This window comes from Alphaproteobacteria bacterium (genome assembly GCA_037146715.1).
GTDB lineage: Bacteria > Pseudomonadota > Alphaproteobacteria > UBA7879 > UBA5542 > JBAWWO01.
The window spans coordinates 149,800-171,163 of sequence record JBAWWO010000001.1; the positions used below are offsets into that span (position 1 = coordinate 149,800).

General features: G+C 42.0%; 17 protein-coding genes. 6 read left to right on the forward strand and 11 right to left on the reverse strand.

Going from position 1 to position 21,364, the window contains the following annotated elements:
- Positions 1 to 5 precede the first annotated feature (5 nt).
- The 3 genes from lptD to WCG05_00820 are packed head-to-tail and all read right to left on the reverse strand — an operon-like array spanning position 6 to position 4,473.
- A complete protein-coding gene (gene lptD, locus WCG05_00810; protein MEI8320538.1) occupies positions 6 to 2,303 on the reverse strand; it encodes an LPS assembly protein LptD in 2,298 nt (765 codons plus the stop codon).
- Positions 2,300 to 3,394, reverse strand: a complete 1,095-nt coding sequence (locus WCG05_00815; protein MEI8320539.1) for an LptF/LptG family permease — start codon at positions 3,392 to 3,394, stop codon at positions 2,300 to 2,302. Before WCG05_00815 ends, lptD begins: the two co-directional genes overlap by 4 nt.
- On the reverse strand, positions 3,391 to 4,473 hold the full coding sequence (locus tag WCG05_00820) for an LptF/LptG family permease (GenBank protein MEI8320540.1): 1,083 nt from the start codon (positions 4,471 to 4,473) through the stop codon (positions 3,391 to 3,393). The genes WCG05_00815 and WCG05_00820 overlap by 4 nt, the downstream gene beginning before the upstream one ends.
- Positions 4,474 to 4,561: 88 nt before the next feature.
- On the opposite strand from WCG05_00820, the gene WCG05_00825 reads away from it, so the two are divergent.
- Complete coding sequence (locus tag WCG05_00825) at positions 4,562 to 5,989, forward strand: peptidylprolyl isomerase (protein MEI8320541.1); 1,428 nt, start codon at positions 4,562 to 4,564, stop codon at positions 5,987 to 5,989.
- A complete protein-coding gene (rsmA, locus tag WCG05_00830) occupies positions 5,982 to 6,779 on the forward strand; it encodes a 16S rRNA (adenine(1518)-N(6)/adenine(1519)-N(6))-dimethyltransferase RsmA (protein ID MEI8320542.1) in 798 nt (265 codons plus the stop codon). The genes WCG05_00825 and rsmA overlap by 8 nt, the downstream gene beginning before the upstream one ends.
- Positions 6,780 to 6,824: 45 nt before the next feature.
- Here the strand turns inward: rsmA and WCG05_00835 are convergent, their stop codons facing one another.
- Together WCG05_00835 and WCG05_00840 are read right to left on the reverse strand one after the other, a co-directional pair.
- Positions 6,825 to 7,139 carry an HU family DNA-binding protein gene (locus tag WCG05_00835; GenBank protein ID MEI8320543.1) on the reverse strand — a complete coding sequence of 105 codons (315 nt, stop codon included), beginning with the start codon at positions 7,137 to 7,139 and terminating at the stop codon, positions 6,825 to 6,827.
- Positions 7,140 to 7,240: 101 nt separating this feature from the next.
- Positions 7,241 to 8,314, reverse strand: coding sequence for a hypothetical protein (locus WCG05_00840; GenBank protein ID MEI8320544.1), 1,074 nt, complete (start codon positions 8,312 to 8,314; stop codon positions 7,241 to 7,243).
- 132 nt (positions 8,315 to 8,446) lie between these two features.
- Between WCG05_00840 and WCG05_00845 the strand changes: the two genes are divergently transcribed.
- Entirely contained in the window at positions 8,447 to 9,946 is a 1,500-nt protein-coding gene (locus tag WCG05_00845; GenBank protein MEI8320545.1) for a leucyl aminopeptidase, read from the forward strand.
- Positions 9,947 to 9,972: 26 nt separating this feature from the next.
- Positions 9,973 to 10,419, forward strand: a complete 447-nt coding sequence (locus WCG05_00850; GenBank protein MEI8320546.1) for a DNA polymerase III subunit chi — start codon at positions 9,973 to 9,975, stop codon at positions 10,417 to 10,419.
- Positions 10,420 to 10,430: 11 nt separating this feature from the next.
- Here the strand turns inward: WCG05_00850 and WCG05_00855 are convergent, their stop codons facing one another.
- From WCG05_00855 to tpiA, 4 genes are all read right to left on the reverse strand, one after another.
- Positions 10,431 to 11,960 carry a hypothetical protein gene (locus tag WCG05_00855; protein ID MEI8320547.1) on the reverse strand — a complete coding sequence of 510 codons (1,530 nt, stop codon included), beginning with the start codon at positions 11,958 to 11,960 and terminating at the stop codon, positions 10,431 to 10,433.
- Between the two features lie 107 nt (positions 11,961 to 12,067).
- Positions 12,068 to 12,646: a YqaA family protein gene (locus tag WCG05_00860; protein MEI8320548.1), complete on the reverse strand. Its 579-nt coding sequence runs from the start codon at positions 12,644 to 12,646 to the stop codon at positions 12,068 to 12,070.
- Positions 12,647 to 12,649: 3 nt separating this feature from the next.
- Positions 12,650 to 14,572, reverse strand: a complete 1,923-nt coding sequence (locus tag WCG05_00865) for a S9 family peptidase (GenBank protein MEI8320549.1) — start codon at positions 14,570 to 14,572, stop codon at positions 12,650 to 12,652.
- A 46-nt stretch (positions 14,573 to 14,618) separates the two neighbouring features.
- Positions 14,619 to 15,338, reverse strand: a complete 720-nt coding sequence (gene tpiA / locus WCG05_00870; protein ID MEI8320550.1) for a triose-phosphate isomerase — start codon at positions 15,336 to 15,338, stop codon at positions 14,619 to 14,621.
- Positions 15,339 to 15,436: 98 nt separating this feature from the next.
- On the opposite strand from tpiA, the gene WCG05_00875 reads away from it, so the two are divergent.
- Positions 15,437 to 17,269 (forward strand): SurA N-terminal domain-containing protein, encoded by a 1,833-nt coding sequence (locus WCG05_00875; protein ID MEI8320551.1) that lies wholly within the window; start codon positions 15,437 to 15,439, stop codon positions 17,267 to 17,269.
- Positions 17,270 to 17,316: 47 nt separating this feature from the next.
- The gene (locus WCG05_00880) at positions 17,317 to 18,210 is read left to right on the forward strand and encodes a hypothetical protein (protein ID MEI8320552.1); all 894 of its coding nucleotides are present in this window, start codon (positions 17,317 to 17,319) and stop codon (positions 18,208 to 18,210) included.
- Here WCG05_00880 and WCG05_00885 read toward each other — a convergent pair.
- Both WCG05_00885 and WCG05_00890 read right to left on the reverse strand, forming a co-directional pair.
- Positions 18,185 to 19,465 (reverse strand): AarF/ABC1/UbiB kinase family protein, encoded by a 1,281-nt coding sequence (locus tag WCG05_00885; protein ID MEI8320553.1) that lies wholly within the window; start codon positions 19,463 to 19,465, stop codon positions 18,185 to 18,187. The genes WCG05_00880 and WCG05_00885 overlap by 26 nt on opposite strands.
- Entirely contained in the window at positions 19,465 to 21,225 is a 1,761-nt protein-coding gene (locus tag WCG05_00890; protein MEI8320554.1) for a M3 family oligoendopeptidase, read from the reverse strand. The genes WCG05_00885 and WCG05_00890 overlap by 1 nt, the downstream gene beginning before the upstream one ends.
- Between the last annotated feature and the right edge of the window lie 139 nt (positions 21,226 to 21,364).

Genomic DNA, 21,364 nt, shown 5'->3' on the forward strand with positions numbered 1-21,364 from the left:
TTTTTTTATGGCACTGGGGCAGTTGTGGGGGCATTGGGGTCATCTGGAATTGTTTGCCCAATTGTATTCAGATTCAATCTACCCGTTGAATAGGAACCCAAATTCTTGAAGCCCAGAGTCAACATAACGGTTTTAGATGGCCGCAGATCACGATCTTGGTAGAAAGTTCTAAAGGCTTCAAGGTGTGTGAAAAAACAGTCATTTTGGTACTTAAGCCCCGCACCATGCTCTAGATCTCCGGGTTGGTAGCTCCCTAATTCTTTTGTAACCCTAAGATAGGTGCTCCATTCCTCATGGAATTGACTACTAAGGGCTGTTGTGAGCTGTTTGCGCTCAACATACTGGTTGTTCACAAATTGGCGTGCAATCATCACGTAATCCAAATTGAGGGTCAGAATAGGTGGCCCCGCAACAACTTGGATCAAATTCTTATTTACTTTCAGATCTTTTCTATCGAATCTGGCTATCCAATTGGCTGTTAAATATTTATGAGGCATAACACCCAAAGAACTTACATAATCTGATTTTCCTTTATACACACCACTGTACTGGGGAAATTGCCGCTCTTTTGAAAAGCTATAGCTTTGCCCCACAAAACCTTTAACAAGCTGATCAGATTTTCCATTATAAAAGTTGAAATTTACGCCATAACTGACCCGTTGCCCCCCATCCACCAAGTCAAATCCAGGGAAGCGATCTGTTTTCAAAAGATTGGTTGTATCAAATTCAAAGTCTTGGCTATCTTCGTTGGGCAACTTGATATTATTCATGTTGTTGGGGGCTAAAACCCCCTTTACTGTGGGTTCCAAAACAAAAGAATTTTTCCCGAAATACTGAATCAAAGGATACCCATTACTCAAAGAAAGAGTCGGAATAACCCGCCCTTTTGTCTGCTTCACAGCTGGATCGCTGCTACCGGCATATTGAAAGTTGCGAATATCATAAACATCCCCACGCACTTCCGCTTCTAAAAGGTGTGATGTGCCAATTGAGGAAATGTAGGGCAGATTATAGTTTCCCCAGGTAGAGACACGGCCCACCTTTGTTCCTAAAGTACGCGTAATATAGTTTTGATCCCAGCCCCCATGCCACGTGCCGCCCAAAGAATCTGTGTCAGACCGAAGATCCATTTCAACAACAGGCGCTATTAAAGGTGCTGTCTTATTGCTGACCGTAGCACTTAAATTTTGAAAGTCATAGGCCCCCACGGCAATGTAGTTTTTGTCATAAAATCCTTCGAAAAATCCCTGACTATCCAAGGTGCTGTTGCCATAATACCGGCCATTTTCTATGAAAAAATATTTACGGAAATAGGTGGGTGTTGAAACCCGCGCCATATCACCCTTAAACCGCCAATGATCTGTTAAATCAAAGCGGGTTGATCCCAAAAAGTGCCCGTGCTGCTCTGAGGGATTTGTTTTTTGGGTTGTGGGTGTTCCCGTAATATCATTCGTTTTGGTCGTACTTCCAGAAAGATTAATAAATCCCTTCGTAAAAAGGCCGCGATATTCTCCACTAACCAGGGGTCCTTGCTTAGACATATAAGTCGGTTGCAAGGTAATATCATTTTGGGGGTTTATCGTCCAGTAAAGGGGAACAATAACCGTACTCCCCAGCTCGCTGTTATTTGAAAAAGATGGCATTAAAATACCAGATCTTCTTTCAACACTAGGGTCGGGATGCTTAAAGTAAGGCATATAAAAGACTGGCACACCCTTAAAATCTAGAACTAAATTCCGATAGGAAATATCCATGCTCTCTTCATCACGAATGATTTTAGAAGCCCTTACCTGCCATGTAAGCGATCTATGCTTATCTTTCTTACAAAGTTCACAGGGAGAATAAATAGCATTTTCCATGGTAATAATTTTGTCGTCTTTATACCCCTTATCTGCCGCAAATCTTTCTTCAAAGGGCGTTACAAGGTAAATTTTGTCGATAAATCCCTTTTTCATAGCGTCGCTAAGTTCGGCGTAATTTCCCGTAATCAATTCACCCGTTTGTTTATAAAGGCGCACATTGCCTGAGGCAGAAACCGTATTGAGCTTTTTGTTATAAGTGACAGTATCGGCCCGTAAAACCTCTTCCCCGTCAGAAATTTGCACATTTCCCCGGGCAATCACCAGACTTAGCTCGTCTTCATAGGTCACATCATCCGCGTGAACCAACACATCTTGATCCTTAAGCTTTTTCTTTTCATCCGAGTGAGTCACATTAGAAAGTGTACTGATAGGATCTCGCTGCTTTGCATGGGCAGACAGGCTGCACATAAGAATGATTAGGAGATACAGAACTGGCTTCATTTTGGACGTTCCTCTAGATGTAACAATAAAATAATAGCAACAAGCAAACTAATAAAGGTAGGGGCACACGCTGAAATCCAAATAGGAACTGCAGATGTTTTGCCCAGGGAATAGAACAAATAGTGCAATAAATAAAGGCCAAAGCCCATAAAAAGGCCTGTGATAATCAGCCGAAGACCGTTTTGTCGCCTTGAGTTTTGAAAGGCCACAATCCCACCCAGTAACACCATGCTTATAAAAAGTATGGGCTTAAGAAGCAGAGTATAAAAATGCAGTTTATACTCATGGCTTAAAAAACCAGACTCTTCCATCAAAGTGATAAAACCTGGTAATTTCCATACAGACATTGAGTAAGGAGAATCAAGACTTTGCTGCAGTTTTGTCATGGTCAGATCTGTTGACCACAGGTAATCGCCCACATCCTCAATCAGTTCATTGGACTCAGAAAGAGACGCATTCTTCAAAAGCCAGCCCTCTTCCGTCAAAAAAGCCTGGGGGCTATCGATTCTATGAAAAAAGTCACTGTCTTGGGAAAAATTGTACAAGGTAATGTTTTTGAAACTTTTTGTGTTTTCTACCGTTCCAATATGCACAATGGTATAGGAATTTTCTTCCGACTGTCGCAACCACACGCCCGTCTTGGAAAGCGCAGATAGATCGCGAGATTGCCCAAAAACCTTGCCAAAAACGCGGTCAGCCTCTCGATGCGTCAGGGAAATAAAGGGGTTCAACAAAATAAGATACAAAACCCCATAAACAGCCGCAGACAAAGCCAGGGGATTTAAAACAGACCAAATTGAAAAGCCAGCCGCCCTGACCACCACCAGTTCCGACTTACGGCTTAGATTCCATAAAACAAACATGGTTGCAAAAAGGAACATGAATGGGGTCAATTGATCCAGTAAATTAGGAAGTTCCATCAAGCTAATAGGTAAGATTTTTCTTAAAGTAATATGGCTATGGTTGTGCGTACGTCGCAACAATTCTATTGTATTAAAAAGAAGGATAATAAAGGAAAAAGCAAAAGCTAAAATACCAAACCAAGAACTAAGCAGTTTAGCAAGATACCTAGGAAAAACATAAGATTTCATATCTTCGGTTCCCGCAAGGCGAATAGGCACCCCGTAATGGCCATCCCCATCAAAGCATAAGCCCCCCAAAGAGCCTGCCAATAATGGGTTCCTAAATTAATCAAAAAAATACAAGATACTTGCAATGCTAAAACCGCCATAACACTTTTGAAGATAGCCCCCGTTTGCGCTTGCCGTCGAAAAGGTGTCAGCAGCAGAAAACTTAAGACCACACTAATAAACCCAAAAGCGTACCATGGTGTCAACAGTCTTTGATAGCCTTCAGCGTATAAACGTTGTTTTGAGGCAAAATTTACAACAAAGTCGGGCGCCAAAAGTTCCCCCAAAGTCAGCTCATAGGGCTTCTTGGGTCTAGCCGCCTGATTCAGCTGTTCTTCGAATAGAGAAACCACGGTCTGATCAAAATAAAGCACAGACAAACTTTTATTTTGGGGATCAAACTCTTGACGAGACCCATCTACCATCACAATTTGAGGTGTTTGCCCCATAAATACAAGGCGCCCTTCTTTGGCCAGAAAGGTTGATGGGCGTCCACCGTCTTTTTGCATGTACGCAAGCACGCCTTTTAAATCATTCCCCTGCTTTTCATGCACATAGATGGTGATATCGTTAAACGAGTTAAAAACCCCCTCTTGCAACAAAATGCCCGGCAAGGATTTCTTTAAATCATATTCCAGATCTCTCATCTTTTGAAAAGACCAGGGCAAAACAAAAATATTAATGGCATAAATCAAGAAAGTGGCCGTCAATCCAAACTTTAAGGCAGGCTTTGCCAAAACCCAGGGGCTAAAACCCGCTGCCGATAATACAGATAATTCCCGATCACTATGCAGCTTATTATACACAAACAAAACCGCAACAAAGCAGGCCAATGGGATAATGATGACTAACAAGTCTGGCAAGGCATAAAGCATTAAAGAAAGGAAAGAAGATAAAGACTCTTGAGTTTTCAAAACAAGATCGAAGAATTTCAAAGACTGTACAATCCATAGGGTTCCAACCAAAATGGCAGACACAAGGAATGCGCTCACAAAAAGCTGACGCAGAATGTAACGTGAAAATTTTCTTACGGATCGCATTAATTACACACTAAAAATATTTGACTTCATGTCATAGGTTCAATATAGATATATTTGTAGCTGGTTTGTGGCTTTTTTCCAAGAGACTATGAGAACATATCATAAAAAAATTTTAATTCCACTGTATTCGATCCTAATAGGAACCTTTGCCCTATGGGCCCAGGCTTCTTTAGAGCTCCCTCCCCTTCAGCAAGAAATGGATCTTATGGAGGCAGCTGAAGATGATCTTCCTTTGTCACCCATCGGGGAAGATCCTAAGTCAGCTCCCCTTTTGAATGTTCATATTAATACAGTCGCCTCACAGAAAGTGCACACAAAAAAAGGTGAAAGAAAAATAGAAATCGCCGCCGTTGTGAATGACGACATTATCAGCACAAAAGATTTGGAAGATCGCTTAAGGTTGGTTCTGGGCGATCGTTTTAAGGCCCTTTCCTCCGAATCTGACGACTATAAGAAGATAAGATCTATCATTTTGAAGCAATTGATTGATGAACGCCTTCAAATTCAAGTTGCCAAAAAAAGCGGCTTGAGTGTTTCTGACAAAGAAATTGATGAAACAATCCGCAATATTGAAAAACAAAATAGTTTGTCCCCCGGTGGCCTGAAAAGAAAACTGGTCCACGACAAGGTTCCTTTTGAGACCCTGCGAGAAAAGATTTGGGCACAAATTGCCTGGAGCAACCTAATTGGTGCAAGCTATCGTGATGTTTTCCGGGTTAGCAAGCTAGATGAACAAGAAACTATTCGCAAACTTGCCAAGAAGACACCTCAATTTCAATTGGCCGAAATTGTTGTGTATGTGGATGATCCCTCGGAAGAAGATTCAGCCTTTGCTAAAATTAATGCAGCCCTTGAGGCCCTAAAGAAAGGCCAGCCCTTTATAGTGGTGGCTCAGCAGTTATCAGATTCTCCTTCAGCCCTACGTGGGGGCGATATTGGTTGGATTGCCGAAGATCAGTTGGATGATCAGATTCTTGAGGTCCTAAGGTCTATTTCCTTGAACCACTCCACAGCTATTTTGCGGACAGAAGATGGCTATCAGATCTTGTTTTTAAGAGATCGCATTAACTTTGAGCAAATGGAAGAAGTAATTACAGCGCGTCAGTTAGAAATTAAAATTTCAGACGACATTGCTGAAAACCCAGAAAAATTGGCTGCTGAGAAAAAACGCTTGGATGACCTGGTAAGTACCATTAAAAATTGTCAAGATTTTGACCAATTGACAGAGCAAATTGAAAATTCAAACATCAATATCTATAAGAATGTACGCATTGAGGATTTATCCCCTGATCTGCAGATGGTCTTGGCTAATCTTCGGGTGAATGAACCAAGTTCGGGCATTATCAACAACAATGTCATTGTATACTTTATAATTTGCCATAAGGGTCATTTGCACCCTGAATCTATGACTAAGGAGCAAACCTTGGATCAAATCTCTAACCAACGGTTTGAAGCTATTGCCCAACAAAAAATACGGGATTTAAGGCGAGTAGCCGCCATAGATATTCGTGTCTAGAATTATTCCCAAGAAAAAGCTTGGGCAACATTTTTTGCAAGACCAGGATGTTGTAGATAGAACCGTTGCCGCAGCGAACCTAAGTTCTTCTGACGTTGTTTTGGAAATTGGCCCAGGACCTGGTATTCTGACCAAAACTTTACTCAAAAGTCCTATCAAAAAGTTGTACTCTCTTGAAATTGACCCCCAATTTTTCTCTCGGCTAAAGCCCCTGGAATCTGAATACCCTGATCGTTTTCAGCTGATTATGAGTGATGCATTGCAGTTTCCCTTGTCTAAACTTGATGAACCCAAAATAAAAATCATCGCTAATTTGCCCTATAACATAGGAACAACTTTGATTATTCGATGGCTTGGGGAGCTCAACAAAATCACCTCTATGACTCTTATGGTCCAAAAAGAAGTGGCTGAGCGCATTGCAGGGGCTCCCAGCACCAAATCCTATGGGAGTCTGTCAATCTTGTGCCAAATCAAATGTGAGGTGCAGAAGCTTTTTGACGTACCGCCCCAGGCTTTTAATCCACCCCCGCAGGTTATGTCTAGCGTTTTGCAACTTGTTCCCAAAGATCAGACCCTTTCTGACGAAGAGTTGACTAACTTGGAAAATCTAACTCAGTTGGTGTTTCAACAACGTCGTAAAATGATTCGGGTTTCCTTGAAACAGCTTAATATAGAAAATCTTGAAAGCCTTTTAGAGAAAAATGGTTTTAACCCTATGGACAGACCTGAAGATCTGTCTATTGAGCAGTTTGTTAGGTTGTCGCGTCTTTTCGAAAAATCTGTAAGCTGACGACGACTAGTTGCGTTGCTCAACGGTTAATTTATGGAAGAAATATTAGGGTTTTATCTTCTTTTGTACATACATATTAACCCGTTCCTTCATCAGGCGGGAGACGCGGAATCCTACAACTTTGCGGGCAGAAATTTTATGAGCTTCCATGGTTTTGGGATTACGGCCTATTCTTTCTTTCTTCATGCGTGCAAAAAATACACCAAAAAAAGGGATTTTAACTTCCTTGCTGTTTTTCAAAGCATCTGTAAGCTCAGAAAACACATGATCAATCAATTTCAGAGATTCGGTCTTAGTAAAACGAAGTTTAGCATTCAAAGCCTGAGCAAGATCGGCTCTTGTTACATTGCGCTCGCGCATTTTTACTCTCCCTAGATTTTTTTATATTTATAGGTATAGATTATCTGGTCGCCCCCATTGGGTCAAGTTGAAATTTCCCATCTAATTCTCTTCAAAAAGAATCAGTTGATGGGTTGAACCGCAGTGGGCGCAGACCCTGCCCCAGGTGCTGTTGGCTTAGCTTCATCCTCAATCTTTCTTGCGCCCGCTAAGCAAGCAGCAATACCAGTTCCTGCAGCAGCAATAGGTAGAACGGGGCCCCCAGCTGCCGCCACCACTGTTACTGCCGCACTAACAAGAAGCCCCATGATTTTCAAGGGAAGCTCTATCGCATGTAGGGTGCTAAAACAGCCTGATGTTAAATATTTGGCCATGCTTTCACAGTTATGAGTTGTTGATATGCCGCATAAACAACAGTTAATGCCCACTCCGCCTTTTAAAAAGGCAGAGGGGCCACATCCGCAGCAAGCCCGTAATTTTTGATCACAAGATTCAGCGTCCTGACAATTGGGAATACACCACCAGCACTCAGCTGAATCGAAAAATTGATCCTCATCTTTCCAATTGCTAGGGACCCCAACTTGAGCATCCACATGCCCTAATTGAGCTGCAAGAACCCAATATTTTATGCTCTCACTGTTAGAGGGATCAGCTGTTGGAACAAGAAGATCATCGTCATCATCTTCAGTTGGGGTTACAGAAATCTTTGATAGAAGATAAGCCGCATGCTTTTGAGAAGGCCTTGTTTTATCTGCAATCTTCTTTAAAATTGCTCTTCCCGTGTCGGCACTGCGAGGATCTGAAAATAAATCCGCATAGGAAGCTGGAAAAGTTTGCCCATCGAGCATCTTATTAACATGCCACAAAGCTTTTATAAGGGAATAAGCATGATTTTTAGGGCTAGCTGCCCAAGTCACTGTTATCAATTGCTTCACATTCGCTATAAACTGAGTTTTAGCTGTACCGTCGGTTGGCAAAATCAAAGTAGATTGCCCCGCGGCCAGCATTAAGGCTGCAAATTTTTGATGATCTAGATTGTCTGGATTCACGGGAACTACCCCAAGATATTCCTGAACAGTTAGAGAAAAAGTTTTATAGGCACCTCGATCATAGGCATCTTCTAGCAAGTTAACCATTGCCGCCTTAGATTGAAATGAATACCCTAAAACGACTAGTGAAAGAATGATTTTTATCATGATGGCGCCCCCATTTTTTATTGTCTTTATTTTATTAAGCGACAAGATTAGAAAAAAATCAAACATCTATTTGCATGAATGTTTTTAAAGTGATAAAAGATCTGCAATAGTAAAAATTGAGGAGCCACCCTAATGAATATCGTATTTTCTTCTAGTAAACTGCCTACTCAAGGATCCATTTTCGTTGGTATTTTTGAGGAAGGAACTTTTACTGCTGCCGCCGAACTTTTGAACGAAAAAACCTCTGGTTTGATCAAAAAATCCCTTACCTGCACCCATTTTTCTGGCAAAAAAGGAGAATTTTTATCCATGATTGCCCCCGCAGGCATTTCATTGCAACGCATCGTTTTGTTTGGACTTGGAAAACAAGAGCATCTAAAAGCGCTGGATGCTATGGAAATTGGCGCTCACATTATCGTTGAAGCAAAAAAAATCCCCGATAAAAACATCACAATTATGCTCGATTTGGTTGAAAGTGACCACCTGAAGAACCCAAAACTGGCCGCTCTGGTAGGTAGTGGGTTGTTGTTGCGCTCTTATGAGTTCACCAAATACAAAACTCAACTAAAAGAAAAAGACAAAACCCACATTAAGGACGTTTCTATTGTAACCGATTCCCCAAAAGTGGCGACTGATCTGTTTGCTGAAGAAGAAAAAATTGCCGAAGGCGTCTTTTTTGCCAGAACCTTAGCCATAGAACCCCCCAATGTTTTGTACCCTGAAACCTTTGTGAAGGAACTTAAAACCCTAACAAAGCTGGGGGTAAAACTTGAAGTTCTTGATACAGAATATATGGAGAAAATGGGGATGCATGCCTTGCTGGGTGTTGGCCAGGGAAGCACAAAACCATCCTATTTGGCTATTATGATGTGGAACGGCGCTGAAAAGGATGAAGCCCCCATTGCCTTCGTTGGAAAAGGGGTAACCTTTGATTCCGGGGGAATTTCGATAAAACCTTCCGCTAGGATGGATGAAATGAAGATGGATATGTGCGGCGCTGCCGCCGTTTCAGGATTGATGCATGTACTAGCCAGCCGCCAAGCCAAGGTGAATGTGGTGGGTGTGGTTGGGTTGACTGAAAATATGCCTGACGGAAACGCTCAACGCCCTGGGGATATTGTGAAATCAATGTCTGGACAAACCATTGAGATTTTGAATACGGACGCAGAAGGCCGCCTGGTGTTGGCTGATGCCCTATGGTACACCCAAGACCGTTTCAAACCCAAGGCTATGATTGACTTGGCGACCCTTACAAACGCCATTGTTGTATCCCTGGGCAGTAAATTCGCTGGCTTATTTTCAAATGATGAAGGCCTTGCCCACAAAATCAAACAAGCGGGTGAAGAAACGAAAGAACAAGTCTGGCAACTGCCTATGGATGAACGGTATGATCGGGACATAGACTCTAAAATCGCTGACGTGAAGAATGTTGGTGATAACGGAGCAAGCAGCATCACCGCCGCTCACTTCTTGCAGCGCTTTGTGAATAAAACACCTTGGGCTCATTTGGACATCGCTGGAACTTCCTGGAACCATGAAAAAAATATATTTTCAGGATGCTACCCCATTCCAACGGGTTTTGGTGTTCGGTTGTTGAATACATTGGTGCATAAGTTCTACGAAAAACACTAGGTGTTTTAAAAAGAGGTATCTAAAGCGTGCAAATTAGCTTCTACCACCTCACTCGCCTCAGTCTTGGGAAGTCATTGCCCAAGCTGCTAGAAAAGGTTCTACAGCAGAATCTGCGGTGTGTGGTGGTAGCCTCAACTGAAGCTGATGTGCAAATTTTGAATGACCAATTGTGGACCTATCACCCCGAAGGCTTCCTTCCCCACGGCACAAAAAAAGAGGGGCGCCCGAAGGACCAACCTGTTTGGATATCAACAGCGCAAGAAAATCCTAATGAGTCAAAGGTCTTGGTTCTAACCTGGCCCATTCCTGTTGAAAACTTTGATGGCTTTGAACGCATTGCCTATATTTTTGATGGCAACAAAGATGATGATCTGACTGCTGCTCGATCCCTATGGAAAGAATATAACACGCCTGATCATACCCTTGCCTATTGGCAGCAGGATGAGTCCGGTCAGTGGACTCAGAAGGGGTAATACCACTTTCCTTAAATCCATTTTGCATCTTCGAACGCTTTCTTAACTGCAGACCTCCAGAAAGCAGTAATATCATAGCTTCCATCTGGCCGATGGGGAGCATGATAAAACCGGGTAATAAATTTATCCATCTGCCCATTAATAGGGATTCTAACCCGCACATTACTGCCATTAATTTCAGGAATAACGTTTAGACGATTTAAAATAGGATTAAGAGCTTCATATTTCGCAGTTTTTCCCATAACAAACCCTCTGATGTCCTCTTTAAGTCGGTCTTCTTTAGCTTTAAGGGCAAATGCAAGCTGATCTTCTCGAGATAGTGTCGTCACTATTTTTTTAGCTGCTCCACCCAGTTTTTTCAGAGCCTCAATAGGCTGCTCAGTTATTCCTGCATTGGACTTTTCATCGGCACCTACTCGCCTTGAAAGTTCTGCTGTCGTTGCCTCCAAAATTTCTTCTGGAGCGCCAGCTAGATTTCGGTTAGCTTCTTCTAAGATTTCATCAGCAGGGCCTCCTCCTGCAGAAACTACAGTCCTATCTGTATTTCGGGGTACATCTATTAACTCTAACTGATTTGACTTAACTTTTTCTAACAAAAGTTCTAATTCTAGCTGCACCCATATAAATTTTTGTAACCCAGCTGTAAGAGCTTTAAAAGCTTTTAGCACAATTTCTTCTCTTACCATTGCAGGAATCTCTAGCGCCTCTTCTACCTTTGTTTTAGGGGCTCCACAATACTCCTGAATTTTAACATTTGTTTCTATATCCCAGTTTATTTTCTTTATAGCCGCTGCATAATGTTGAACTTCAGGAACAACCTTTCCTGCGCCCACAGAAATTTTCAAAATCTCTTTTGTGTAATAATTAGTTTTCTCTGTCATGCTGGTCACTACCTTTCGATAGTAGGAGGGTTTCGGAAGTATTGTGGTAAAGCTACCCCTATACATTTCAATGTCTTCATCACAAATCTGTGGGCAAAAAAGCGGTTTTAATAGTGTTAAACACTGTCTTAAATAAATTACTTCATTGGCCTCGTTTTGAATAGTAATTATAGGTTTCTTTCTATCAGCTCGTCTTTGCTTTCGACTTGACAAGTTATCTTCTGCAGACAAAAGCCTCTCTCTTATATAATACCTCAAGGTGACGTCTAACGTACTAACTTGCTTGAGGTCTATGAAAGTTATAATGCCCTCCCACAGACGACAGTCATTACGTATTACTGGGATCATGTCGTCCAGCTTTTGCCTACCTTCCGTTGGATTGATATCGATGTTAAAAACTGTATCTGAAATAAACTTTATTTTTTCATTTAATGGCACTTGTGACTCCAAATATTCTATTAAATGATTGTTATACTGGGCTCTTCCCACAGCAATCTCCGATATTTCATCCATGTGTTTAAGATAACAGGAGCCCACATCATCTATATTTCTAGCGTAAAGAAAGTCCATATCTACAGCCTCTTCACTTTTAGATGCACCTTGGGAATAAGGCTGACCACACAACAATCCAAACAATCCTAAGTACAAATATTTCTTCATCTTTCAATTCTCCTTAATGGTGTTGACACCTCCCATATGTAGGAAGTTTTTTTTTAATTTCAAGGAGAAAAACAAACGTCAGATAGAAGATAACAAAAGGGCAAGTTTTACAAATACTTAAGCATCCAAACGCCCACCACCAACGCCACCAGAAACCCAACAAACATCAGCATAATATTTTTTTGAATGATATTATTGAGCTTAGGACCAAATTTCCATAGCAGGAAAGCTTCAACAAAGAAACGCACCCCTCGGGACAGAATAGACGCCCCCAAAAAAGACCAGAAAGAAAACTTAATAGCCCCACAGGTAATGGTGACCAACTTAAAGGGAATGGGTGTGAATCCCTTTAAAATAATGGCCCAAACGCCCCATTTATGAAACCAGTTTTGAAAAGCCGCCAACTCTGGCAAAAGACCATAGGTTTTTAAAATGGGAATTCCTATTACATCAAATAAATAAAATCCAATAGCATACCCTAAAATGCCCCCTGCTGCCGAAGACATGGTCGTTACAAAGGCCAAAAACCAGGCCTTAGAACGATTAGCCACAACCATAGGAATCAACATAGGATCTGGCGGCAAGAAGGAAACTGAGCTTTCTAAAAACGCAATTGCCCCCAAATACCACACAGCATAGGGATGCTTTGATTTTTCTATAAGCCAATTGTAAATTTTACCTAACACGATTTAAAATCCTTTTTCTATAATTTGCATGGATGATTTTTTATCATCATCCCCCATGGGCTCAACCGCGCCCCCTAAAAATTTACCTAGAAAACTTTCTGTCACCCCATAAAAGGAAATTTTGTTTTCTGGCCTAACAAATCCATGCCCTTCATCTGGGTATATCACATAGTGTACGGGAATATTCTTCTGTTTCATAGCTTTAACAATTTGATCTGATTCGGCTTGTTTAACCCGGGGATCATTAGCCCCCTGAAAAATAAGCAAAGGCTTCTTGATATTATCTACGTAATAAAGCGGAGACCTCTCACGCAGCAACTTGCGTCCCTGAGGCGTATTGGGGTTCCCCACCTTTGCATACCAACTGCTAATGATGGGCTTCCAATAAGGGGGGATCGACTGCATCAAGGTTTCCAGGTTCGACATGCCTACAATATCAACACCACAAACAAAAACATCCGGCGTCATGGTCATACCCACCAGAGTCGCATACCCACCATAACTGCCCCCTAAAATGGCAACCTTTTTGGGGTCTGCAATTTTCTGCTGCACGGCCCAATCCACCCCATCCAATAAGTCTGTATGCATGGCCCGGGCAAACTGTTTGTTGCCTGCTGCCACGAAAGATTTGCCAAACCCAGAAGACCCTCGATAATTAATACTCAAACAAGCATATCCCCGATTAGTAAGCCACTGGGCCATGGCAGAATATCCCCAATAGTCACGGGATTCCGGTCCCCCATGCACTACCAAAACCAGAGGCAATGGTTTATTCGGGCGCCCTGTATTGTTTAGATCTGATGCCTTGGGTAAAGATAAATAACCAACCAAATTCAATCCATCCCGGGATTTTATTTCCATAGGATGCATGGGAACCAGAGGCAGTCCTTCTAAACTTTTGCGATTGGTAAAAAGATACTTAGCTGTTTTATTTTTACGATCATACAGATAATAAGATGTGGGCCCATTATCTAGGACAAACGTCACCAACCAAGTGTTGAAATCAAGGGAAGTTGAAGCGATTCCCATTTCTCCTTTGTGCTGCGTTTGCAGGAATTCATAATCTTCCTTGACTGATGTTATAGGGTTATCAATAAAGAAATGCTCTGGTTTTAAATAATGTTCCTCCAGCACCAAAGGTACATTTTCTGTGGGATGAAAAACCACAGACCCAAGGGTAGCTTTCTGCGCCCCATAAACAATCTGGTTTTTTCCTGTCTTAAGATTCGTCTTTTTCAAAACGCCCTTGTCTGTTTTGCTGCCATCAACCCAGTACAGATTTTCCGCCGTTTTATCCAATTCCAGAATGTTTGTAATGTGCGTATCTATCGCATTGAATTTTTTCCACAAAACCCAATCTTTTCCTTCTGTTTTGTAAATATTTAGACCGCCATCTTGGCCCATATCCACAGCAAGCTTTAACTGCAACTCTTCATCAAAAGAAAACCCGGCAAATTTATTATTCTCATAAACCTTTTCCATTTTTCCCGTGGGCACATGGATACGGTAAACATCATGATACTGGGGGTTGCGATTATTAAGACCAATCAAAAGATCTTCAGGTTTTTTGTATGAATTTGCCAAAACCTGAACCTGAACATTTTTAATATCTGTAAGGGTTTTGATTTCTTTTGTGTTCACGTTAACAGAAAAAAGACGCCAGTTTTCATCCCCATTCGCATCTTGCAAAAAAATAATATTTTCCCCGTCAAACATCCATTGCACACCTTGAATACCGCGGCCCTTATCATGGGTTAGCACAACCGGTTCCTCAGATAAATCAGCCTGTTGCACCCATACGTTCATCACCCCTTCATAGGCCGCCAAATAGCTTAGATATTTTCCGTTAGGGCTTAGGCGAACAAGACTTTTATCGGGGTTGCCAAAAAGGATTTGGCGAGAAATTAATTGTGTGTCTTTTGACATGTCACAAGCTCCAATCATCAAAATTATTAAAAAACTAAAGAATATTTTAGGCATTCTTGCCGATCTTTAAAAAGCTTTCAGCTTCTAGGGAAGCGCCCCCAACTAATACACCATCCACAGTTTCAAGGGCTAAAATCTCTGCGCTATTCATGGGGGTGACCGATCCTCCATATAAAACTTTTGGTTTATAGCCTGTTAAACTTTGCACCTTGGCTTTAATAAAATCATGAATTCTGCCAATCTCAGCCCACGAAGGCGTCTTCCCCGATCCAATAGCCCACAAGGGTTCATAAGCAATGAATTGCACAGGCAAATTCCCCAGGCATTCTGTTAATTCTTTTTCTAAAACTTTATTGGTCAGCCCTTGAGCATAATCTTTGGCGCTTTCTCCAACGCACAAAACAGGATGCACCCCTCCCTCTAAAGCAGCTTTCAACTTGGCATGAATTTGGGATGCCCCCTCCCCCATTTGGCGCCGTTCAGAATGCCCTATCAGGACGTGCGTCACGCCAATATCAGACAAAATCCCAACACTGACCTCGCCCGTATGGGCGCCCTGTACAAAAGCAGAACAATCTTGTGCGCCCGCCAAAATAGAGCTTTGTTTTTTCTGTATAAGATCAACCACTTCTCGCAAAATTGTATAGGGCGGACATATAATTACCTTACAAGACGTAGTGGCCTCTTGAACAATTTTTTTCAAAAGAGCAATTCCATCTGCCCCCCCCTTGTTCATTTTCCAGTTACCAATAATTATTTTACCCATAGCGAAACCCTTTAGAATATGATATGCATGGCTAATAGTTATGACATAACTAGGTAAAAAACGTCTAACTAATTTTGGAAAAACTTTTAGGGGCTACTATGCTACAATTTTTAAGAAACATGTCTTCTTCCTGGATTATGAAAATCATTTTAGGAATTTTGGTCCTAAGCTTTGGCTTATTTTGGGGCATTTCAGATGTTTTCAGAAGTCGAAATTATGATGAAATCGTGGCGGTTGTAGGCGGCATTGATATTTCGAAAAAAGCTTTAGAAGATGCTGTTCAGAACCAAATCAAGGCCATGAATGCGGAACTTAAAGGGAAAGCAATTTCTCTAAAACAATTTGACCAACTCATCGGTATCAATAAGGTTTTAGACCGAATGATTGATAATGTGCTGCTTGATCAATTTGCTAAAGACGCGGGCATTAATACGCCAAATTTGGTCATCACGAATATGTTGCTAAATCAACCAGAATTTAAAGATGCTCAAGGAAAATTTGATCGTCAAAAGTTTACAAGCCTGTTGCAAAGCAACGCCCTAGATGAAGCGACTTTTATCAACAACATTCAACGCTCTCACAATCGAGTTCAGCTTATGTCAGCTTTGCTGGCGGGGACTGCGGCACCAGCCATTGAAGCCCTGAAAATTTTTGAATACTTCACGTCGCAGCGAACCTTTACCTTGCTTGATAACTTATCCATAAATATTTCTTATAGTGAACAAGCTCTTAAGGACTATTTTGAAGCCAATAAAGCGCAATTTACACTGCCTGAACAACGGAAGATCTTTTTGGTTTCTTTGGACCCACAAGATATGGCAAGAAAATTCAGCTTTACCCCCCTTCAAGTCAAAGAAGCCTATGGGGAAAATCTAGATTCCTATATGCAGCCGGAAAAAAGGACTGTAACGATTGCTGGGGCAAAAACACAAGAAGCAGCGGCTGAGCTTGCAAAAAAGTTGCATTCAAAGCAGCCTCTATCCAAAGAAACAGCCATTATGTTAGAAAATGTTGCTGAGCAGGAAGTACCCGTGGCCCTGCGCGGTTTAATTTTTGGGGCGAAAAAAGGTCACGCAGCAGAGCCTGCCCTTTTAAATGGCCAATATGTTGTGATCTATGTGCATAGCATTACCCCCTCTCAAACACTCTCTTTGGCAAAAGCGCATGATCAAATTGTAGCCGATTTGCGCCGTCAGAAAGCACTGGACGAAATCTCTAAAAAGACAGAGGCCATTGAAGCTCTTTTGAACAAAGGCCTTACAATTGTTGAGGTGGCCCAACAACTAAAACTAGCCACTTCTCGTGCAACAATTGATTCCCAGGGGCGCGTGACAGAGGGCTTCCTAAACCATGCCACGCCTGAGATACTGAAAGATGCCCTGTCCTTTGCGGAAGGGGAGGAAACCCCCATTACCGAATCTGCTGATGACCTGTCTTATGTCTTGAAAGTTGAAAAAATAATGCCCGCACGGGTGCCATCTTTCGAAGAGTCAAAACCAAAAGTGATGGCCGCTTGGCAAGCTTACGAAAAGAAGCGTGTAGCCAAAACCCTTTATGAAGCTGTGCAAGTTAAAGCACAAGCTGCAGGAAGTCTTAAAAAGGTTTCTTCTGGAACTAGAACGATGGGTCCCCTCAGTTTATCCCACTATGATCCCAAGAAGTACAATTTGAGCCAACCTTTGCTTAAAGCTATTTTTGCAGCTCAGCAAGGTGACATTGTTTTGGTTGATATGGGTAGTGGGTATGCGCTTGTCCAGATCGACGCTGTAGCAAAAATGCCTGTTGAAAAAAACATAGGCCTTTATAAAGTATTTAAGGAAAGCTTGGCAGGCTCTTTGAACCAAGCCTTAGCTGGCCAATTCCTGCAGGCCTTACGCGCCAAGTACAAGGTTGAAATTCACCAAAACGTTGTAAAAAGCCTGGGGAACTAGAAACCGGAACTCACGAAGAAATTCAGCTCGGAATGAGATATAAATTTATGTATAAAATTATTGTATTCCTATTTTGTTTGCTGGGCTTTTCAGCCCAGGCGATAAGTCGTATTGACGACACCACAATTCCTGATGAGCCCCGGCTTACAGATATAACCATTATTGTGTCATCTTGTGATCGATATTCAGAATTCTGGGCGCCTTTTAGTGAACTGTTGATGAGGTATTGGCCCTCTCTTAAAACCTATAATAAAGATATCCCTATTCTATTCATTGTAAACAAAAAACCTTTTTCTTTTGATCGAGTTCAGGTCGTTAGTACAGGAGAAGATGGAGGCTGGTCTCGCAATATGCTGCAAGCCCTGAAACAGGTTAAAACTAAATATGTGCTGTATATGCAGGAAGATTATTTCTTGTCTCAAACTGTAGACGAAAAATACCTATCCTATCTGTTGACGAAAATGAAGCAGCAAGACATCGCCTACATCGAAACCAATAATGGTAGTTTCTATGCGGAGAAATACCCATACCCGCTAGTCAAAGGTACGGAAATCAAGGGAAAGCATGTTGCGTTTAGGGCATCCCTTCAATCAGCCCTGTGGAATAAAGATATCCTGGAATGGTTGATCAAACCCAAAGAAAATGCCTGGGATTTTGAGGCTAATGCCAGTATCAGAAGTGAAGGCTTGCAAAATCCCTTTTTAGTGGTGACGCCAGGATATTTCCCCATTACATTTGTGAATGCCTGCCACGTGGGATTTTGGAATGCTGGCGCCTTGGATTTGCTAAAGAAAGAGGGCATTCCCGTTCAAGTTCAAATGCCTGTAGATTCGAACTATGAGTTTACTCTGTGGCTCATGAACAAGCACAGAAAGATTTATAAACAGTGGATTAAAGTGTTGCGTTTGTTCGACCCTAAACTGCGGCGGAAGAAGACTTAGCCTCCTTCAAAATATCTTCAAATAGTTCATGCCAATTAAGATTAGCTTTCAACCGAATAAAGGCTGATCCTAGCCCTACGGCTGCTCGATCCATAAAGACAAATTCCTTCGGGGGCTTCACCCCTCCCAATTCCTTAAGCCGTTTATGCACCGTTTTTGCAATTTCTTTGCCGGCTAATCCATCAGAATCGATAAGTCGCACTCTATCTTCCAATAAGGGGCCATAAAGATACCGAGCCCATAAATTCAGTACCTCCAGAACCTCAGGACGCTGATCTTGGAAACCCCATAAGTCATAGGCTTCCTGCATTTTTTTGGGATTGTTTTCTAAAAAGGATCGATATAAAAGAACGACCCCTTCAATAAAAGTTTTATCAAAAATCCGCACACACCCGAAATCCATCATGTTGATAGATCCAGTGTCTGCCACAGAATAATTCCCAAAATGAGGATCGCCGTGCAACACGCCAGCTCGATAAAAGGGCATATACCAAGCATAAAAAAGCTTTTGGGCAATCTGATTGCGCGCCCCCTGGGGCGCTTCATAAAATTCCTGAATCTTCTTCCCCTGCAAAAAAGATAAGGTCAACAGCCGTTTGGTTGATAAATTGTCGACCACTTTGGGGATGTTCACAAAAGGGCAATCTTCAAAAAGGCCACGGAAAATTTGAATGTTTTTGGCTTCGTGATAATAATCACATTCTTCCCGCAGATGCTGGGTGATTTCATCAAAAATTTCATCCGTATTCAGGGCACCACTATAGTTTTTGTATAACTTTAAAAGCAATTTCAATTGCCCTAAATCTGCTTCAACCGCTGATTCCATGTCTGGATATTGCAGTTTGCAGGCAAGCTTTTCTCCACTCAGAGACTCAGCCTCATGAACTTGCCCCAAAGAGGCTGCTGCAAAGGGTTTCAGGTTAAACGATTTGAACAACTGTTCCCATTTTGTTCCAAGTTCGCCCCTCATGCGACGACGCACAAAAAGCTCTCCCATAGGGGGGGCATTCGACTGCAGATTTTGTAATTCTTTGGCGTAGTGTTCGGGCAAGATATCAGGAACCATAGACAAAATTTGTCCGATCTTCATCAACGGCCCCTTCAGGTTCCCCAAGATCAGATACAAGGACTCTGCATAGGATTCCGTTGAATTCCCCAAAAGCTTTGCCCCCGCCAATTTTGTCGCAAATCCTGATAAGGAAAGGGATGTTTGGGCATAGCGACCCAAGCGATTTCCCAGGGTGTTTTGGTCCATTAGGGCAAGCTTTCCAGTTCGTCTAAATACTCAACAATCAAGTCCAGGCCTTGTCTCCAGAATTTTGGATCCGCCGTGTTCAATCCAAAGGGTTTCAGCAATTCCTGATGATGCAATGTTCCCCCAGCTTTCAAAAGGTCTAAGTATTTTTCTTCAAAATTGGGCAACCCCTTTTGATAGGTGGCATACAGAGAGTTTACAAGGCAATTCCCAAAAGCATAGGCATACACATAAAACGGTACATGGAAAAAGTGAGAAATATAAGACCAATAATGGCTATATTCCGGGTCAAAGGAAAGAACAGGGCCCAAGCTTTCCCTCTGCACTTCTAACCATATTTGGCCAATTTGGTCAGCACTTAACTCACCTTTTTTACGGGCAGCGTGAATCTTCTTTTCAAACAAACAAAAGGCTACTTGCCGCACAATACTGTTCAGCATATCACTCACTTTGCTAGCCAGAAGAATTTTTCGTTCCTTGGGGGAAGAAGATTCCAATAAGCTTTGGAAGGTCAGCATTTCCCCAAAGATTGAGGCCGTTTCCGCAAGGGTCAAAGGCGTATCAGACATCAAATATCCTCGACGAGCTGACAAAACCTGATGAATGCCATGCCCCAATTCATGGGCTAAAGTCATCACATCCAAAATCTTGCCGTGGTAGTTTTGCAAAATATAAGGATGGACTGAGGGAATACACGGGTGCGAAAAAGCCCCCGTATCTTTTCCAGGCCTTAGGGCCGCATCAATCCAGTGCTTATCAAAAAATTCCTGGCCAATAGTCGCCATTTCTGGGGAGAATTTACCATAAGCTGTAAGTACAATTTCTTTGGCCTCCTCCCATGGAATATGTCGATCTTCTGCCTCAGGCAGGGGTGCATTTCTATCCCAATAGGGCAGAACCTTTTTCCCCATCCATTCAGCTTTCAAGCCATAGTACCGGTGACTGATTTTGGGAAAGTACTCTTGAACTGTTGTCAACAATGCCTCAACGACCTCGTCCTCAACGAAGTTTTCCTTGTTCCGATAGGAAATAGGCGCCGGATACTTGCGCCATTTATCCTCAACTTCCTTATCTTTCATCAATGTATTCATGATTAGGGTTAAAAGAGATGAATTCTTCTCTAATCCCTCCCCAAAGGCCTTCGCTGCCTTCTTTCTTTTTTCTTCACTGGGGTCCGTCAGTTGGTTAATGATTTGGCTTACATCTTGTTCAACCCCATCCACTAAAAACCGCATATGGGAAAAAGTTTCATCATAAAGCCGTACCCAATTGTTTGAGGAAGATATAGCCTTCTCATGCAGTATTTTTTCCATATCTTTTGAAAGCTGGTGATCTTTGAACACCCTCACCTGCCCCAGCCAAGATTTATAGCGCTGAAGATCAGCGCTTTTGGCCAAAAGATGCTTCATTTGCTCATCTGTAATTTCGTTTAGTTCTAGTGTGAAAAACAAAAGTGCTGTGGAAAGATCTGACGCTTTTTCCTTAATGCGTTGATAAAATAAAGGGCCCTCAGCATGGCTCATATCCTGGGCGAAAATCAAATGGGCAAAGGTATAAGGCCGCCCCAATTTTTCATTAATCTGTTCATAAGAACCAATAGCTTGGGCCAAATGAGAGGCAGATAAACTAGCCACTTTGCCTTCATATTGCTTGGCAAAAACTTGAATTAATTCTTCGATATGGTTTAGATCTTGCTGAATTTTTGGGTCAGTCATTCCCTGATAAAGATCATTTAGGTTCCAGGATGGAGCGTGTGTCATTGAATTCCTCTTGCGTTTTTACACTACTTTTCAATAAGATACTATTTCTAGAAATTAAGGAGTACGAGTAAAACCAGGGTCGAGGGGCTTCGACTTGTACTTAAGATACACGAGAAGCCCGAGATCCCGCAGTTTTGCG

Excerpts from the sequence above, each read along its gene's own strand:
- lptD (MEI8320538.1), bottom strand. The coding sequence starts at position 2,303 with ATGAAGCCAGTTCTGTATCTCCTAATCATTCTTATGTGCAGCCTGTCT.
- WCG05_00815 (MEI8320539.1), bottom strand. The coding sequence starts at position 3,394 with ATGAAATCTTATGTTTTTCCTAGGTATCTTGCTAAACTGCTTAGTTCT.
- WCG05_00820 (MEI8320540.1), bottom strand. The coding sequence starts at position 4,473 with ATGCGATCCGTAAGAAAATTTTCACGTTACATTCTGCGTCAGCTTTTT.
- WCG05_00825 (MEI8320541.1), top strand. The coding sequence starts at position 4,562 with ATGAGAACATATCATAAAAAAATTTTAATTCCACTGTATTCGATCCTA.
- WCG05_00835 (MEI8320543.1), bottom strand. The coding sequence starts at position 7,139 with ATGCGCGAGCGCAATGTAACAAGAGCCGATCTTGCTCAGGCTTTGAAT.
- WCG05_00840 (MEI8320544.1), bottom strand. The coding sequence starts at position 8,314 with ATGATAAAAATCATTCTTTCACTAGTCGTTTTAGGGTATTCATTTCAA.
- WCG05_00845 (MEI8320545.1), top strand. The coding sequence starts at position 8,447 with ATGAATATCGTATTTTCTTCTAGTAAACTGCCTACTCAAGGATCCATT.
- WCG05_00855 (MEI8320547.1), bottom strand. The coding sequence starts at position 11,960 with ATGAAGAAATATTTGTACTTAGGATTGTTTGGATTGTTGTGTGGTCAG.
- WCG05_00865 (MEI8320549.1), bottom strand. The coding sequence starts at position 14,572 with ATGTCAAAAGACACACAATTAATTTCTCGCCAAATCCTTTTTGGCAAC.
- tpiA (MEI8320550.1), bottom strand. The coding sequence starts at position 15,338 with ATGGGTAAAATAATTATTGGTAACTGGAAAATGAACAAGGGGGGGGCA.
- WCG05_00875 (MEI8320551.1), top strand. The coding sequence starts at position 15,437 with ATGCTACAATTTTTAAGAAACATGTCTTCTTCCTGGATTATGAAAATC.
- WCG05_00880 (MEI8320552.1), top strand. The coding sequence starts at position 17,317 with ATGTATAAAATTATTGTATTCCTATTTTGTTTGCTGGGCTTTTCAGCC.
- WCG05_00885 (MEI8320553.1), bottom strand. The coding sequence starts at position 19,465 with ATGGACCAAAACACCCTGGGAAATCGCTTGGGTCGCTATGCCCAAACA.
- WCG05_00890 (MEI8320554.1), bottom strand. The coding sequence starts at position 21,225 with ATGACACACGCTCCATCCTGGAACCTAAATGATCTTTATCAGGGAATG.